We start from the raw sequence: 15,166 nt of genomic DNA, 5'->3' as shown, positions 1-15,166 counted from the left end.
GCAGGAGGAGCAAATCCCATCACCCTGCTACAGATAGCCGACCTGATCGCTTCCGACCTGCAAAAGAAAGAAACCCCCGAAGCCTACATGGGCTATGCCCTGTATGATTCTGACTCCGTATTATATGAAAAGGGAAAAATCTTATTATCTTCCCAAGCGGAAAACAAACACGAGAAGCTGAACCATGCCTTCCTGATCGAGAAAGGTGGCTTTATAGAGACTTTTCTGGTAAATGAAACTTCGCAAGATGTGTTCTTTGACAACTTCCGCATCCTAAGTACCCCATCGACCACCGTTCAGGTAACTCATTATTATCCTTTCGGGATGGAGATGCCGGCACTATCCTATCAGGCACCTGCGATAAATAAGAACAGGTATCTGTATAACCAAGGCACAGGTGAAGTCACCTTCGACACCGAGAGGATTCCTGACCTGAATATCGACCTGACCAAGTTCAGGGTATATGATCCGGCACTCGGGAGATGGTGGCAGATAGATCCTAAAGCGAGTGAGCTTTCAAGCTGGACCCCGTATAATTACAGCTTCAATAATCCTGTCCTGTTCAATGATCCTTTAGGGGATTGCCCTCCCGGGACAAATTGCGAGGCAGTATTAAAAGGTGTTTGGAACAGTGCCGTTGCGGCTGTTGGATTTGTTAAGGATACTTGGAATTCAGGTGGGGAAAATGTATTGAATTCAGTAAAAAACACCTATGAGTTTGGACAATTTGCATTAAATTCTCCCCAAACCGCTAAAGGAATTTTGGCAGACGGAATTAAAGGTGAAGTATCTAACAGGTTAGCAGCAAACAATTACGATCCTATTGCCGCAGCATCAGAAGCAGTAGGTGAAGTGCTTGGTGGTGTAGTATTAGGAGCTTTAGGTGACAAGGGTCTGTCCAAGCTTGGAACTTTGGGTAAGGTTGCTAATGTGTTGGATGATGTAGGGGATGCCGCTAAGACGAGTACATCGTTTTTCAGTGGAACTAAATACACAAATAAAGTTTTAGGACAGATTAAGAAAGGAGATTTTCACGCTTTCCCTGAAAGTGTAAAAGCATTTGAATCTAATGGAGTAATATCTACTATAAAGGGTGGAGATGGAGTAACAAGACAAATGCTAAAAATTCCAGGTGAGTATGGTGGTAAAAAAGGTTTCTTTGAATTTATTAAAGAAGCTGACGGCTCCATTAACCATAGATTATTTAGACCAAATCCATAGAAAGATGAGTACAGTCAACGAAATACTCAAAGTAGGAGTTTCCTTGGAATCAATAGGAGTAAAAAATTGGGCATTGTCAAAAGAAGATGCAGTTAAGGCATTAGACACGTTTTATGAACTGCAAATACCTATTCTTGGCGGTGATGTATGTGAAAGCATCAATGAAGTTATTCAATATAATTATGATAATTGGTATTGTGATAGACAGCCAAATGAATCGCAACTTGATTTTGTTAATCGCAGTATAACCAAGGCAAGAGATTATATTAATAACTACAATAGTGATAATATTGAAAATATATTTTTCGCATTTGTGCCAGACGAATAAGATACAACAAAAGCCCCGAAATTTTTCGGGGCTTTTGTTGTATTATCCAAAATGGAAATTTTAGAGCCGTAAAAAATTGTCCTAACAGGCAAAAATAATTTTTAGAAATTTACTTTACCGTCTAATAAATCCTTCATTCGTTTTTTGGTAAGCATTGAGTTGATAATTTTAACCAGTGCATTTTTTTCATCTTCATCAAGTTGATTAATCAACATCAACTGTTCGTTTAGTTTGTGGTTTTGTAACTCTACTACGCTATTTTCCTTATCGTTCAAAAGGTTGTCGGCACTTACGGCAAACACTTTCATCAATCGCTAGACTACACCTATCGGGGTCCCACTTTTTTAAAATTGGAGTATTAGAGCCTAGAGCCAAGCTCTCCTTCATTTTCACCGACAATCCCCAATCTTAAATCCTTCAGTCCATTTCCTTTGCAGGGTTTTGTAATTCCCCTTATCTTACCGCCCATTACATTCAAATATTCCTTTATGAGAAAAATTTACGCTTTGGTTTTGGCGCTCCTACTAGCCAACACAACCTTTGCCCAAAAAAGCCCAGAGGATTTCTTGGGCTATAAGTTGGGTGACAGATTTACACCCCACCACCGTGTTGTGGCCTATTTTGAGCATTTGGCTTCCACCCTTCCCAATGTGAAGTTGGTATATTACGGAGAGACTTATGAACACCGCCCAGGGGGCGGCGGTGCATTGGGATTTGTTGAAATATTGAAATCGGTTAAGCACCTTGCCCGGGGCTACCAAGATTTCGCCCCGATGGGGCTTCTGATAGAAGGAGGTTTAGATCTTCAAATAGAATGTGTGTTGGATTTGGAATCTTATACTTTAGAAAAATTCTTAATTGGAACTGCTGTGGGGAGGAAGCGCAATTCCGGGCCGGCGGTGGCCTCGTGTGTGGGAGGATTATTGCGCTGGATTTTTTTGGTTACTTTTTGTATCATGACAAAAAGTGACATGAGGAGAATACTTAAAGAATTTACCTAGAAAATGAAATTGAATTGAGTTTCTTAGACTTTCCTGTTTTTGGTGTAAAGTCTATTCTACCATTTGCCCCCTCTGGGAGTAGAATGATGTAGCTGCTAGGTGTAGTTTGTAACTACACCTTCTTATGAAATGAATTTGCAATTCGATTAACCATGAATTACCTTTTGGTTAGAGAATTCTAAATTGAATCCAATTGCAAATTGGAAGGATAAAAGGGTAGGACAAGGCGTTTGGAAATGATCCCTTAGGATCATTTTAGCCTTGGGCCGGGTGCAGGGTAGGCAAATTACACCCAGTCCTAGCATCAGACGTTTGACTACACCCAGGCGGGGTCTGGTATTTCTTTTGGGCAATAGCTGAAAAACCAAGGCAAAATGCCAAAAACAGGAAGACTGATTTTTTCATGCCCGAATTTGGATAAAATGGTCAAATAATGCTAAAAGAGATTGTAATTTATGGATATCAGATTCTTTTTTGGGAAGTCCAAACTCTTCTTCAAATAGGGCGAATAGAACTTTTCCAAAGTTCGGAATGGATGTTTTAAGATTTTCATGGTCTTGTCCCAACTTTGGAAAAGGTTTGTATGACGCAAATACTTATCTAAACAATATTGAACTATTATTAGAGATTGAAAATCTGAAAATCATTACGTACATTGCGTTACGTTATTTGCATAACGCAATGTACGTAACGCCATATGCGTAATCTTCTTATTACTTCTAAAAATGATTTGATAAAATGATGAAATCTCCCGGAAATCCATTTGTATTGAATACTTATCATGGAAAGAAGTATTTCTGTGATCGGGAAAATGACATTGAAGTATTGAGGAACCACATTGACAATGATAGAAATGTGGTGCTCTTTGCATGGAGAAGATTGGGAAAATCAGCTTTGATCCAAAGGTTTTTTGAGGAATTGGAAGATTCGGGTGAATTTGAAACGCTCTATGTGGATTTATTGGCAACACATTCCATAGAGGAGGCTATTAAAGCCATCACTACAGTGACCTACGATAAATATGGAAAAACTCATTCCGGTTTTTCAGCTACCATGCAGAAGTTATTTTCTGCTTTGGGAGCCACCATTAGTTTTAATCCGCTGTCAGGAATACCTGAGTTGAGCATCGGGATCAAACAACCCGGAATGGAAGATCATTCTCTAAATGCATTGGGAGTATTTTTGCAGGAAAGAAAAAAACGGATAGTCATAACCATAGATGAGTTTCAGCAGATTTCCCATTATGCGGAAAAAAATGCGGAGGCGGTGTTCAGGACTTGGGTACAGTTATTCCCTGATATTAGGTTCATCTTCAGTGGAAGTCACCGGACCATGATGGTGGAGATGTTTGCAGAAAATAGCAGACCATTCTACCAAAGTGCACAATTGATGTCCCTTTTACCAATTGCCCTAGAGAAATATACACCGTTTATCCAAGGTCATTTTGAAGATAATGGGAAAACCATTTCTGCAGAATTGATCGAAAAAATATATGCATGGGCTAGGGGACAGACTTATACAATCCAATTGATTTGTAATTATTTGTTTGCCCAATTTAACCATGTCGAAGAAGAAGATTTTCACAAAATCTGTTCAGATATTTTGGAACAGCATCAGGCCATTTTTGCTAATTTTCCAAAAATGCTAACCAGAACACAGTGGAATGTATTCAAGGCAATAGCCAAGGAAGAGCCATTATTCAGCCCCTTGAACAAAGATTTTCTAACCAAACACCGCCTCGGCGCAGCAAGCAGTGTCAGTACAGCACTCAAAGCATTACAAAAACAGGAACTAGTAGTGGTGGATGAAGGCGTGTATTTGGTGCACGAAGTCCTTTTGGCAAGATGGATGGCAAGACTTTAAACAGAAAAAATCCCACCCGATCATGTGATTTTGGGTGGGTTTTTGAAACACCTAATTTATGTTTGCAATAATATTATTTGAAAATTAACTCAATATAATTCTTGCTGAAAAACTGGAATGTCCGGTACATCGGTCTTCCGTCTTCCGTCCCGCATGCATTAAATTATTTGGTAATTGGCAAAGGAGAAGATAACCATTAAGTGGCAAAGATTACCATTCAAACAAACCTTCATTCAGACTTTTCAAGGCCTCATTTTTATATTTAGCTTCCAAAAGGAGAGACACATTGTGCCTGCTTCCTCCATAAGAAACCATCCTGATCGGATAGTCCTTCAGGCAATTCATGATTCTGGCCATGGTGCCATTGGATTCGGCTATCATATTTCCCACAATCGAAACGATCGTCTGATTGCTGTCCACCTCGACGGTTCCGTAAATTTCAAGTTCTTTGACGATTTCTGCCAAATGTGAAAGGTCATCAATAGTCACCGAAACAGCCACTTCTGAAGTAGTGATCATGTCGATGGAAGTTTTGTACTTCTCAAATACCTCAAACACCTTTCTCAAAAACCCATAAGCCAACAGCATCCGGGTGGATTTGATTTTGATGGCTGTGATGCCGTCTTTGGCCGCAAGTGCTTTCACTCCCGAGCCCTGTTCTTTGGCCGTGATGGTTGTTCCGGGTGCATCCGGTTCCATGGTATTCAGTAATTTGACAGGGATGTTGTATTGCTGTGCCGGCCAAATGGAAGCCGGATGGAGGATTTTAGCTCCGAAATAGGCCAATTCCGCTGCTTCGTCAAATGAAAGTTGGGCAATGGGACGGGTTTTGTCCACGATCCTAGGGTCATTGTTGTGCATGCCGTCGATGTCGGTCCATATTTCAATCACTTCAGAATTGATGGCTGCCCCGATAAGGGATGCTGAATAGTCAGAACCACCTCTCTTAAGGTTATCGACTTCATTTCTGTGGTTTTTGCAGATATAACCCTGTGTCACAAAAATCCTGTCTTGGGGATAGTTTGCTAGTATGGCTTTGAGTTTTTCGGAGATTTTCTTCAGTTCCGGTTCATGGTTTTCATCAATGCTCATAAAATCCAAGGCAGGTAAAAACACCGCCTTGATATCCAATTCCTGCAATAAGGTGTAGAACAATTTGGTCGAAAGAAGTTCTCCCTGTGCCAGAATATCCCTGTTGATCGCTTCGTTAAAAGAAATTTTTAAGATGATATTCAAAAACTCAAAGTGTTCTTTGATGATCTTTTCTGCCTTTTTTTGTGCAGCTTCGGTTTTCAGAAGTTGCATGTAGAAAGTCAGGTAATGCTTTTGAAGCACATCGATTCTTTCTTTAGCCAAGTCTTTGTTGGCATCAGCCAAGGCTTCGCCAATAGACACTAGGGCATTTGTCGTCCCTGAAAGTGCTGATAGGACTACAATTTTTTTGTCATTGTCTCGGGTTATCAGGTCTTTTACTTGGTGCATTCTCTCGGGTTTGCCCACTGAGGTTCCCCCGAACTTCATTATTTTCATAATGGATATGGTTTAAAAGGTTTGTTCTTGTTGATGTTGGTCAGAAGCCCAACATTTTGATTGCGGTGATGGCAGCTTCATCCCCTTTGTTACCGTGTTTCCCACCGGACCTATCCAAAGCCTGTTGAAGGGTATTGGGTGTCAAAACACCAAAAATTACCGGTTTGTTAAATTTCAAAGCCACATTGGTAATACCATGGGCGACTGCGTCGCAAATAAAATCAAAATGCCTGGTCTCTCCCTGAATTACACATCCTAGGCAAATGACGGCATCGATTTCTTCCAATTCTGCAAGCCATTGTGCGCCAAGTGTGAGTTCGAAAGATCCCGGCACATTCTTTCGGAAGATGTTCTCTTTTTTGGCACCGTGGGTCAACAATGTTTCTACAGCACCTGAAAACAGGGATTCTGTGACTTGGTCGTTCCATTCCGAAACTACGATTCCAAATTTTTTGTCCGAAATATCGAGGATGTTCTTGTCAGTATATTGACTGAGACTTTTCAATGAAGTTGCCATGGGAGTTTGGTTTTTGGTATAAATAAAAAAGAGTAAGGCCATAGGGCCTTACTCTTCCAAAATGCTTTTGAAATATCAAAGCATTACTTAGAGGCAAGGCCTTCCAAGCGCGCTTTGTGTTTTCGTGCGTTAGTATATTCAAATGACTCAAAATACTTGTCTTCGATTTCGGTATATGCCTTGATGGCACTGTTGAGGTCGCCTGCTTCTTCATAAGCCACAGCCAATTTACTCAAGTATCTTGGAGCAAAGAATTTGTTTTCCTTATGGTCAATTGCTCTTTTATAAGAAGCGATGGCATCTTTGGTATTGTCCAACTCCATATATGCATCTCCTAATAAAGCAAATGCTCTTGCCTGAACAAAAAAGTCATCTGCGGAGAATTGCTTCAAGTGATCGACAGCCTCTTGGAAATCGCCTTTAGAAAGATAAATCGACCCTACATAAAAGTGGGCAAGGTTAGCTGCGTCAGTTCTACCGTAATCGTCAATGATTTTTAGAAAACCTGCGTTGGAACCGTCACCATTGAGGGCAAATTCTATGCTGTCCTGCTCAAAGTAATACACAGCCTGAAACATTTCAGCCTGAGCCTTGGTGTTTTTATTTTGGGTATCAATCTGGAAGTACAAAATAGCTGCAATCAATAAGATTACCCCTACGAGTATACCACCAAATATTTTTGAATTTTTTCTGATAAAGGCTTCCCCTCTTTCCAATCTTCCTTTGATTTCTTCCGGGTTTTCCAGAAGATCATTCTGATGCTCAGATTGGGATTTATTCGTTTGTTTCGTAGCCATTCTTTAAATTTTTCCGCCGCAAATATAAGGCTTTTACTTAATTCACAAATAACAATAAAAAAAACCAGTCATGAATATGTTTACTTGCACACATGACCGGTTTTGGTTTTTGTCGTATTTTATTCCATTACGAAAGGATAATCCTCCTGCATATATACATCCTCAAAAGCCTTTTCTCCATCAGGCCAAGGTGATTCTTCAGCAAATTTCACTGAATCATCTACCTGCTGCTTCACTCTTTTGTCAATCTCGGCTAATTTTTCCTCTGTCAATATTTTATTGTCAAGGATGGTTTTCTTCACCTGCTCGATAGGGTCTCTTTGCTTGTATTCTTCCACTTCCTCTCTTGTCCTGTATTTTTGGGGATCTGACATGGAATGGCCTTTGTATCGGTAAGTTCTAAATTCCAATAAAGTCGGTCCGTCACCTCTTCTTGCCCTGTCGGCAGCTTCAGCCACAGCTTCATGTATTGCTTCCACATTCATCCCGTCTACAGGGAAGGAAGGCATGTCGTAAGCTTCACCGATAGTATATAATTCAGTGACATTGGAAGTTCTTTCTACGGAAGTTCCCATGGCATAGCCATTGTTTTCGATAACGAAAATTACCGGGGTTTTGTATAGCATCGCGAGGTTCAACGCCTCGTGCACCGCACCTTGTCTCACCGCACCATCACCCATGTGACAGATACAAAGGTTTTTTGTCCCTCTGTATTTTTCAGCAAAGCCGATTCCAAGTCCCATAGGAACCTGTGCGCCTACGATGCCATGACCGCCCATAAAGCCTTTTTCTTTGTCAAAAATATGCATGGAACCGCCTTTTCCTTTGGTTGTCCCTGTAGCTTTTCCATACAGTTCGGCCATCACCGCTCCCGGATCAGTGCCCAAACCAAGTGGATGCGCGTGGTCACGGTATGCAGTGATCCACTTATCATCTTTGTCAAGGGCAGTGATGGCACCCGCTGCGCAGGCTTCCTGTCCGATATATAAATGACAAAATCCTCTGATTTTTTGTTGTCCGTATAATTGACCTGCTTTTTCCTCGAACTTCCTCATCAACAGCATGCTTTCATACCAGAAAGCATAAGTTTCTTCGGAATATTTCACTTTCGCTTTGGGAGCTGTACTCTTCTTTGCCATATCGTGTAATGTAAAATATGCTAAATTAGGCCTCAAATATAATCAAACAGGCTGAATTTTAAGGCCGAGTGCGAAATTAGTCAAAAACCCCACAGATTCTAAGCATGCACCTCAAAAATATCCGCCTCCAACAGTTTAAGAATTACCAAAAGGCGGAAGTGCGGTTTTCCCCCGAAATCAATTGCTTTGTAGGGATCAACGGCAGCGGGAAGACCAATCTATTGGATGCAATCCATTATCTCTGTCTGACCAAAGGTGCTATCAACGGCGTAGACCAACTCAATGTGCTGCATAACCAAGAATTTTTTACGGTTTTTGGAGACTTTGACCTTGAGGGAAAAGAAATCGAGGTCAGGTGTATTTTTGAAAGTGGAAAGAAAAAGCAACTGCTTCAAAACGGCAAAGCCATAGATAAAATGAGTGACCACGTAGGGCTATTGCCGGTGGTCATGATTGCACCGGATGATACGATGCTGATCAAGGATGGAAGTGAAGAGAGAAGGAGATTTTTTGACAACATGCTTTGCCAAATGGACAAGCATTATCTCGAAAAACTGGTCAGGTACCAGCATTTTCTCAAACAAAGAAATGCCCTGATCAAGCAATTTGCCGATAGAGGAAGGTGGGAAAAGTCCCATATTGAACCTTATGACAGGGAGATCATCGCCCTTTCACAGTTTTTGGGGGCAGCAAGGAATGCCTTTTTGGAAGAATACCTTCCCCTGCTCAAAGAATATTATGCCATCATATCTGATAACCACGAGGAGGTGAGCATCACTTACGAAACCACCTGTCTGGATGGGAACTTCCCAAATGAATTTATTCAGAATGCCCAAAGGGATTTCATCTTGAAACGAACCAATATGGGAATCCATAAAGATGATTTTCTCTTTGAAATCGGTGGCTACCCCATCAAAAAATTCGGTTCGCAGGGACAGCAAAAATCATTTGTGATCGCCCTCAAGCTGGCTCAGTTTCAGATTTTTTTGCTCCATAAAAAGACAAAACCTGTCCTTTTGCTAGATGATATTTTTGACAAGCTCGACGACAACAGGATCGAAAAGCTGATGAAGTTGGTGGCTGACCACCGCTTTGGTCAGCTTTTTATCACCGATGCACGTCCCGAAAGGTCGAAAGCGATCTTAAATGAAATTGATGCAGAAAGCAGGTTTTTCCTGATAGAGGAAGGGGAAATTTCCCCTTGGAATGTGTAATGCTATTTTTGACTAAAGCCAAGTTGCCTAAAAACAAATGGTTGAGGTGCAAAAGTAGTTGCTGCTGAACGTGGTCTGTGGGCAATTATCCGTATTCCGGTTTTTCTGCGGAGGTCTGCCTGGTCCGCGGGAAATTATTTTGTGCTTGAGTTTATTCTCCCGCAGAAGGCGCAGATTTGCGCAGAGTGTTTTCGCGGCAGGCATGGCATCGGGAATTCTGGTTTTGTTTTTTCTGCGGAGGTCTGCCTGGTCCGCGGGAAATTATTTTGTGCTTGAGTTTATTCTCCCACAGAAGGCGCAGATTTGCCCAGAGTGTTTTCGCGGCAGGCATGGCATCGGGAATTCCGGTTGTTTTTTCTGCGGAGGTCTGCGTGGTCCGCGGGAAATTATTTTGTCTACTTTAGTTTATTCTCCCACAGAAGGCGCAGATTTGCGTAGAGTGTTTTCGCGGCAGGCATGGCATCGGGAATTCTGGTTTTGTTTTTTCTGCGGAGGTCTGCCTGGTCCGCGGGAAATTATTTTGTGCTTGAGTTTATTCTCCCACAGAAGGCGCAGATTTGCCCAGAGTGTTTTCGCGGCAGGCATGGCATCGGGAATTCCGGTTGTTTTTTCTGCGGAGGTCTGCGTGGTCCGCGGGAAATTATTTTGTCTACTTTAGTTTATTCTCCCACAGAAGGCGCAGATTTGCGTAGAGTGTTTTCGCGGCAGGCATGGCATCGGGAATTCTGGTTTTGTTTTTTCTGCGGAGGTCTGCCTGGTCCGCGGGAAATTATTTTGTGCTTGAGTTATACAAGCCTTCAATCCATGGCACCGAATCAGTTGCGGATAATTTTTTCACTTTTTAATCTTACTGTCAATAGAATATTTTCCCGGTCCGGCAAAGAATAGGAATATGAAAATCAGGAGAAACAGCAAGGGCTTTTCTTTTGAACCAAAAGGATCATCCGCATGCGCGATAAAGGCAGCGACAGACATCGTAATCATCAAGGGGATCAATGAAAGTCTGGTAAGAAAACCAAATGCCAACAAAATCGCGCAGAAAAACTCTGCAAAAATGGCAAGCTGAAGAGAAATAGCCGGACCCAAACCGATCGGGTCACTGAATTTGACAAGGTAGGTGCTGAAATTTGCAATTTTCGGCCAACCATGCGTCAACATCAGCAAAGCTGCGCCGATCCGTAAAATTACCAATGAGATATCCTGAAAATAGGATGAGGTCGAGAAGATCAATTTTTTCATTTTTTGGAATCCAAAAGTTGCAAAATGTGGTTTAATCAATCAAAGGTAACAAGAAATCTAAATCAGATTTCTAAATTGGACGCTCAATACCTCGAATTACTCATCCAAACAATAAATATGAAATCATCTCGCAATTTCATTTTACAGGCTTCGTTCCTGTTTTTCACCTTTTCGGCACATATGACGGCATCAGCCCAAGCCCCTACGCAAGCCTATTTAGACTATATGTCAGGCTTGGAAAATTATGTCCAAAACGACCTCTATGCAAAAGTTTCGACCATCCTCTATGATGCCGAAGCAGCCCCATCAGCGGAAGAATACATCCAATTTTGCAAAGGAGTGAAAGCCGAAATCGGTCAATTTTACGAGCAAAATTCCAAAGGACTTTTGGAACAGGAGAAAATCGGAGCCCAGACTTTTTCCCATACTATGTTGCTCCAACTCGGTGAACTCTATCTGGATAGGGCGCAGGACCTAGAACCCAGACAAAAACTGGGTTTCTTGGATCAATATTTTGAAGGTATTGGACTTGATTCGGACATCAATAACCTTTCGGAGGATCTCTCAAGGTCGATGATGATGACATTACATGCTGCTATGGGAATCCCTTTTGGAATGCCAAACACAGAAGTCGAAGCTTATATCAGTGGAATGGCTGAACCTAAAAAAGAACTTTTTCAAGCAGCCTTTATCCTGAATGACATGCTGATGCTGACAGGAGGCTACGAATCGAGCAAGAATCAAGTGGCAGGTTTCAGGAATTCTTATCCCAATTCCATCTATTTGGCAGATGTCGATAAAAGCCTCTCCGCCATCGAAAAACTTAAAGAAGGTGCCGTTGTGGAAAATTTTTCTTTTGTCGACTTGGAGGGAAAGTCGGTCAGTCTGATGGATTACAAAGACAAGATAATTTATCTGGACCTTTGGGCATCTTGGTGCGGACCATGTATCAATACTTTCCGAACCAAAACGCCATTTTTTGAAAAGAAATTGGAAGGAAATCCGGAAGTTATCCTGATGTATATTTCTATCGATGAGCAACCTGAACCTTGGAAAAACTACCTCAGTAAAAACAAAATGGGTGGCGTACACCTATTTGCCGGAAAGGGATTCGAAGCAGAGATCATGAAATACTTTAAAGTATGGGGTATCCCACGCTACCTGATTATTGGCAAAGACAACAAAATCATTGATGTCAACGCCCCAAGGCCAGGGGATGAAGCTTATGAGGCTTTGAAGGAAATTTCGGGGATTTGATTCGATTACAAAACAAAAAAGGCTGCCCAGTTGATTCCGGGCAGCCATTTTTTGTTTTGGATATCCTTATTTCCAAAGTTTCTCAGGATATTCTCCTGAGCTGTGCATTTTTTTCAAAGAATCGATCACTACAGGTTTGTCTTCGGTGTAGGTAACGCCAAACCATGTTTTGCCACCTTCCAAGATCTCAAAGGCTGCTTCGCCCGATTGTATCAGGTGGTTGGCCACAGTCGGAATATAAAATTCAGACTTGAGATTCTCTTTGTTGGCAGGCAAGAAATCAAGCCACATTTTTTCAATATCCGAAAATACATTTTGGTGAAAACCCCAAAAATTCATCGATACCGGGGTTCCTTCTTTGATTTCGATCACTTCACCATCTCCTTTGGCAAGGATTTTATCACCTTCCTTTGCAATGGAAGTCCTTTCGACCATGCCGATGAGTTGGTTGGCTTCATTCATAGAACATACGCCACGACTGACGGTGCCATGCTCGGAAAGTACATTCTGAATCGCATATCCCACCATGGCATGCAAGTCAGGTCTCACATTTTCCGTGAGAAATTTACCCAAAACTTCAAAAGCTTCTTTGCCATAAAAGTCATCTGCATTGATTACGGCAAATGGTTCTGCGATGGCGTCTTTGGCACAAAGCACTGCATGGGCCGTTCCATAAGGTTTCACCCTTTCTGGATTTTGGAATTCAGCAGGAACAAAATGTTTGATCGACTGAAGCACAAAGTCCACTTCAATTTTACCCTCTAATTTTGGTAAAAGTAGGTCTTTTGCAGTCTCAAGAATTTCTTCTCTAACGATCAGAACTATCTTGCCAAATCCTGCACGGATGGCGTCGTAAATTGAATATTCCAAAATGGTCTCTCCATTTGGGCCAAATCCATCGATCTGTTTGTTTCCTCCGTATCTGCTTCCCATTCCTGCGGCGAGGACTAAAAGTGTCGGTTTTTTGCTCATAAAATATTGCGCATGTTTATTCAGGCCCCAAAGTTAGGTTTTTCAGCTTTCAGACAAAGATTTGGTTGAGATTATTTACAAAGAACCATTGATTCATCCATTTGATGGTAATTATGGATGTTTTGGTTAAAAAAAGAATCATCAAATGATATAATTTATAAAAAAATTAAAAATGACAGTTAAAAAAATATGCTTCAAAGATACAAAATATGTTTTTTTTAAATAAATCGGATGAAAAAATAGCCCAATTATGTTTTTACTCAATTTTTCCTTTACATTAGCAATGTTTTTCCAATGAATCACTGTTAATATTGAAGAAAATGAAAAAAATCGAAGCAATCATTAGAACATCCAAATTCGATGAGATACATCAATGCGTCGCTGGACTTGGTGTAAAATTCCTGACATTTTATGAAGTAAAGGGCATGGGGATGGAGCATGCCAAACTGCAGACCTATCGGGGTGTCGCGTATGAACCTACTTACATACACAGGACCAAGCTGGAAATCGTCACCCAAGATGAATTGGTGGAATCGGTAGTAGCATGTATTCTCAAAATGGGCAAGACAGGTGAGGTAGGTGATGGGAAGATTTTTATTTACGAAGCCATCGAAGCCTTTAGGATTAGAAATAGTGATACGGGTGAAGATGCCCTTTAATAAAAAATATATTCAAGATTAAGAAGATACATACATAATTAACCTATCAAACCTATGACTCAAGAATTATTCACCATCAATAACCTTTGGATGATGGTAGCAACCATATTGGTTTTTATCATGCACCTTGGTTTTGCAAGTCTAGAAGCAGGCCTTACAAGAGCAAAAAATACTGTCAATATATTGTTTAAGAATACAATTATCCCTGCGATAGGATTACTTTCCTATGCTTTTATTGGCTTTAACCTGATGTATCCCGGAGGTGATTTTGCCGGGGGATTTATGGGATTTGCAGGTTTTGGATTAGCGCTTCCGGAAGCCTGGGATACAAGTAATTACAATGCAGGCTATACTTTTTACACAGATTTCATTTTCCAGGCAATGTTTGCTGCCACAGCGGCCACGATCGTTTCCGGTGCAGTTGCTGAGAGGATAAAACTGGGACCTTTTATTTTCTTTTCAATCCTTTATGTAGGTCTTTGTTATCCTATGGTGGGAATGTGGAAATGGGGAGGTGGATTTTTGAATACCATGGCTACGCCATTTTATGACTTTGCAGGATCTACGATTGTTCATTCTGTTGGTGGATGGGCGGCTTTGGCTGGTGCATTTTTGCTTGGGCCTAGATTAGGCAAATATACTCCTACAGGCATGAAAGCCATTCCCGGACATAATATTCCGATGGCAACGATTGGAGTATTTTTGCTATGGTTTGGATGGTTTGGTTTCAACGGAGGATCGGTTTTGACTGCAGATCCGGGAACAGTTTCCTTGGTTTTTGTAACCACTGCTATCGCCGGTGCTGCCGGTGCTTTTGGAGCATTAGTCGCATCATATTTAAAATTCAAAACTTATGATATCACAATGGTACTCAATGGGATCTTGGCAGGTCTTGTCGGGATCACTGCAGGTGCAGACCAAATGGGTGTTGGCGAATCAGCTATAATCGGTTTTATTGGCGGTACATTGGTGGTTTTTGCTGTTGTATTTTTTGACAGAATCAAAATTGATGATCCAGTAGGAGCTATCTCGGTACATTTGATCGGAGGAATCTGGGGCACTTTGGCAGTAGGTTTGTTTGGTAACCTCGCTAGTTTTCAGCAGGCCATTTCCCAATTAATCGGGATCGGTATTGTGGGAGCGTTTTGCTTTGGAACCAGCTGGTTGATTTTCTTTGCTCTAAAAAAATCAGTGGGTATCAGGGTCGATGAAAGAGAAGAACTTGAGGGTTTGGATATCAATGAACACAGCATGCAGGCCTACCCTGATTTTGCTTCAAAGGACTAAATTGATTACGTCGGAAGAATTAAAAATGCCCAAGAATTCATTTCTTGGGCATTTCAATTTTAAAGAATTTGATTCCAATTTAATTTAGTTAGGGAGATTCGATAAACTTTTCCAAAGTTCGGAATGGATGTTTTAAGATTTT

14 protein-coding genes and 1 pseudogene are annotated in these 15,166 nt (G+C 41.2%); 8 read left to right on the top strand and 7 right to left on the bottom strand.

What is annotated here, in order from left to right; all coding sequences use genetic code 11:
- Together MMU07_RS09775 and imm40 are read left to right on the top strand one after the other, a co-directional pair.
- Nucleotides 1–1,221: RHS repeat domain-containing protein (locus MMU07_RS09775; protein ID WP_241125683.1), on the top strand; the 1,221-nt coding region annotated here is incomplete at its 5' end.
- Between the two features lie 4 nt (nt 1,222–1,225).
- The gene (gene imm40 / locus MMU07_RS09770; protein WP_241125682.1) at nt 1,226–1,549 is read left to right on the top strand and encodes an Imm40 family immunity protein; all 324 of its coding nucleotides are present in this window, start codon (nt 1,226–1,228) and stop codon (nt 1,547–1,549) included.
- Nucleotides 1,550–1,650: 101 nt separating this feature from the next.
- Here the strand turns inward: imm40 and MMU07_RS09765 are convergent, their stop codons facing one another.
- Nucleotides 1,651–1,857, bottom strand: coding sequence for a DNA-binding protein (locus MMU07_RS09765; protein WP_241125681.1), 207 nt, complete (start codon nt 1,855–1,857; stop codon nt 1,651–1,653).
- A gap of 180 nt (nt 1,858–2,037) precedes the next feature.
- Between MMU07_RS09765 and MMU07_RS21910 the strand changes: the two are divergent.
- Together MMU07_RS21910 and MMU07_RS09755 are read left to right on the top strand one after the other, a co-directional pair.
- Nucleotides 2,038–2,241: pseudogene (locus MMU07_RS21910) on the top strand (hypothetical protein); the annotation flags it as partial.
- A gap of 1,047 nt (nt 2,242–3,288) precedes the next feature.
- Nucleotides 3,289–4,413, top strand: a complete 1,125-nt coding sequence (locus MMU07_RS09755; RefSeq protein WP_241125680.1) for an AAA family ATPase — start codon at nt 3,289–3,291, stop codon at nt 4,411–4,413.
- 210 nt (nt 4,414–4,623) lie between these two features.
- Here the strand turns inward: MMU07_RS09755 and MMU07_RS09750 are convergent, their stop codons facing one another.
- The 4 genes from MMU07_RS09750 to pdhA form a co-directional block, all read right to left on the bottom strand.
- Complete coding sequence (locus MMU07_RS09750; protein WP_241125679.1) at nt 4,624–5,943, bottom strand: aspartate kinase; 1,320 nt, start codon at nt 5,941–5,943, stop codon at nt 4,624–4,626.
- Nucleotides 5,944–5,983: 40 nt separating this feature from the next.
- Nucleotides 5,984–6,460, bottom strand: coding sequence for a 6,7-dimethyl-8-ribityllumazine synthase (gene ribH, locus MMU07_RS09745; RefSeq protein WP_241125678.1), 477 nt, complete (start codon nt 6,458–6,460; stop codon nt 5,984–5,986).
- Between the two features lie 83 nt (nt 6,461–6,543).
- Nucleotides 6,544–7,257, bottom strand: coding sequence for a tetratricopeptide repeat protein (locus MMU07_RS09740; RefSeq protein ID WP_241125677.1), 714 nt, complete (start codon nt 7,255–7,257; stop codon nt 6,544–6,546).
- 119 nt (nt 7,258–7,376) lie between these two features.
- Nucleotides 7,377–8,396 carry a pyruvate dehydrogenase (acetyl-transferring) E1 component subunit alpha gene (pdhA, locus tag MMU07_RS09735; RefSeq protein ID WP_241125676.1) on the bottom strand — a complete coding sequence of 340 codons (1,020 nt, stop codon included), beginning with the start codon at nt 8,394–8,396 and terminating at the stop codon, nt 7,377–7,379.
- 104 nt (nt 8,397–8,500) lie between these two features.
- On the opposite strand from pdhA, the gene recF reads away from it, so the two are divergent.
- On the top strand, nt 8,501–9,610 hold the full coding sequence (gene recF / locus MMU07_RS09730; protein WP_241125675.1) for a DNA replication/repair protein RecF: 1,110 nt from the start codon (nt 8,501–8,503) through the stop codon (nt 9,608–9,610).
- A gap of 834 nt (nt 9,611–10,444) precedes the next feature.
- Here recF and MMU07_RS09725 read toward each other — a convergent pair.
- On the bottom strand, nt 10,445–10,849 hold the full coding sequence (locus tag MMU07_RS09725; protein ID WP_241125674.1) for a DoxX family protein: 405 nt from the start codon (nt 10,847–10,849) through the stop codon (nt 10,445–10,447).
- A 117-nt stretch (nt 10,850–10,966) separates the two neighbouring features.
- Between MMU07_RS09725 and MMU07_RS09720 the strand changes: the two genes are divergently transcribed.
- Nucleotides 10,967–12,106 carry a TlpA family protein disulfide reductase gene (locus MMU07_RS09720; protein ID WP_241125673.1) on the top strand — a complete coding sequence of 380 codons (1,140 nt, stop codon included), beginning with the start codon at nt 10,967–10,969 and terminating at the stop codon, nt 12,104–12,106.
- Nucleotides 12,107–12,172: 66 nt separating this feature from the next.
- Here MMU07_RS09720 and MMU07_RS09715 read toward each other — a convergent pair whose 3' ends face one another.
- Nucleotides 12,173–13,078, bottom strand: a complete 906-nt coding sequence (locus tag MMU07_RS09715; protein ID WP_241125672.1) for a nucleotidyltransferase family protein — start codon at nt 13,076–13,078, stop codon at nt 12,173–12,175.
- Nucleotides 13,079–13,398: 320 nt separating this feature from the next.
- Here MMU07_RS09715 and MMU07_RS09710 point away from each other — a divergent pair, with 320 nt between their 5' ends.
- Together MMU07_RS09710 and MMU07_RS09705 are read left to right on the top strand one after the other, a co-directional pair.
- Nucleotides 13,399–13,737, top strand: coding sequence for a P-II family nitrogen regulator (locus tag MMU07_RS09710; RefSeq protein ID WP_241125671.1), 339 nt, complete (start codon nt 13,399–13,401; stop codon nt 13,735–13,737).
- A 54-nt stretch (nt 13,738–13,791) separates the two neighbouring features.
- Entirely contained in the window at nt 13,792–15,024 is a 1,233-nt protein-coding gene (locus MMU07_RS09705) for an ammonium transporter (RefSeq protein ID WP_241125670.1), read from the top strand.
- The last annotated feature ends 142 nt before the right edge of the window (nt 15,025–15,166 follow it).

It is taken from the genome of Cognataquiflexum nitidum (assembly GCF_022538055.1).
Lineage (GTDB): Bacteria > Bacteroidota > Bacteroidia > Cytophagales > Cyclobacteriaceae > Cognataquiflexum > Cognataquiflexum nitidum.
This window is presented reverse-complemented; position numbering and strand designations above follow the sequence as displayed.

Coding starts and splice junctions, on each gene's coding strand:
- MMU07_RS09765 (WP_241125681.1), bottom strand. CDS start 1,857: ATGAAAGTGTTTGCCGTAAGTGCCGACAACCTTTTGAACGATAAGGAA.
- MMU07_RS09720 (WP_241125673.1), top strand. CDS start 10,967: ATGAAATCATCTCGCAATTTCATTTTACAGGCTTCGTTCCTGTTTTTC.
- MMU07_RS09725 (WP_241125674.1), bottom strand. CDS start 10,849: ATGAAAAAATTGATCTTCTCGACCTCATCCTATTTTCAGGATATCTCA.
- imm40 (WP_241125682.1), top strand. CDS start 1,226: ATGAGTACAGTCAACGAAATACTCAAAGTAGGAGTTTCCTTGGAATCA.
- MMU07_RS09750 (WP_241125679.1), bottom strand. CDS start 5,943: ATGAAAATAATGAAGTTCGGGGGAACCTCAGTGGGCAAACCCGAGAGA.
- recF (WP_241125675.1), top strand. CDS start 8,501: ATGCACCTCAAAAATATCCGCCTCCAACAGTTTAAGAATTACCAAAAG.
- MMU07_RS09710 (WP_241125671.1), top strand. CDS start 13,399: ATGAAAAAAATCGAAGCAATCATTAGAACATCCAAATTCGATGAGATA.
- ribH (WP_241125678.1), bottom strand. CDS start 6,460: ATGGCAACTTCATTGAAAAGTCTCAGTCAATATACTGACAAGAACATC.
- MMU07_RS09755 (WP_241125680.1), top strand. CDS start 3,289: ATGATGAAATCTCCCGGAAATCCATTTGTATTGAATACTTATCATGGA.
- pdhA (WP_241125676.1), bottom strand. CDS start 8,396: ATGGCAAAGAAGAGTACAGCTCCCAAAGCGAAAGTGAAATATTCCGAA.
- MMU07_RS09740 (WP_241125677.1), bottom strand. CDS start 7,257: ATGGCTACGAAACAAACGAATAAATCCCAATCTGAGCATCAGAATGAT.
- MMU07_RS09705 (WP_241125670.1), top strand. CDS start 13,792: ATGACTCAAGAATTATTCACCATCAATAACCTTTGGATGATGGTAGCA.
- MMU07_RS09715 (WP_241125672.1), bottom strand. CDS start 13,078: ATGAGCAAAAAACCGACACTTTTAGTCCTCGCCGCAGGAATGGGAAGC.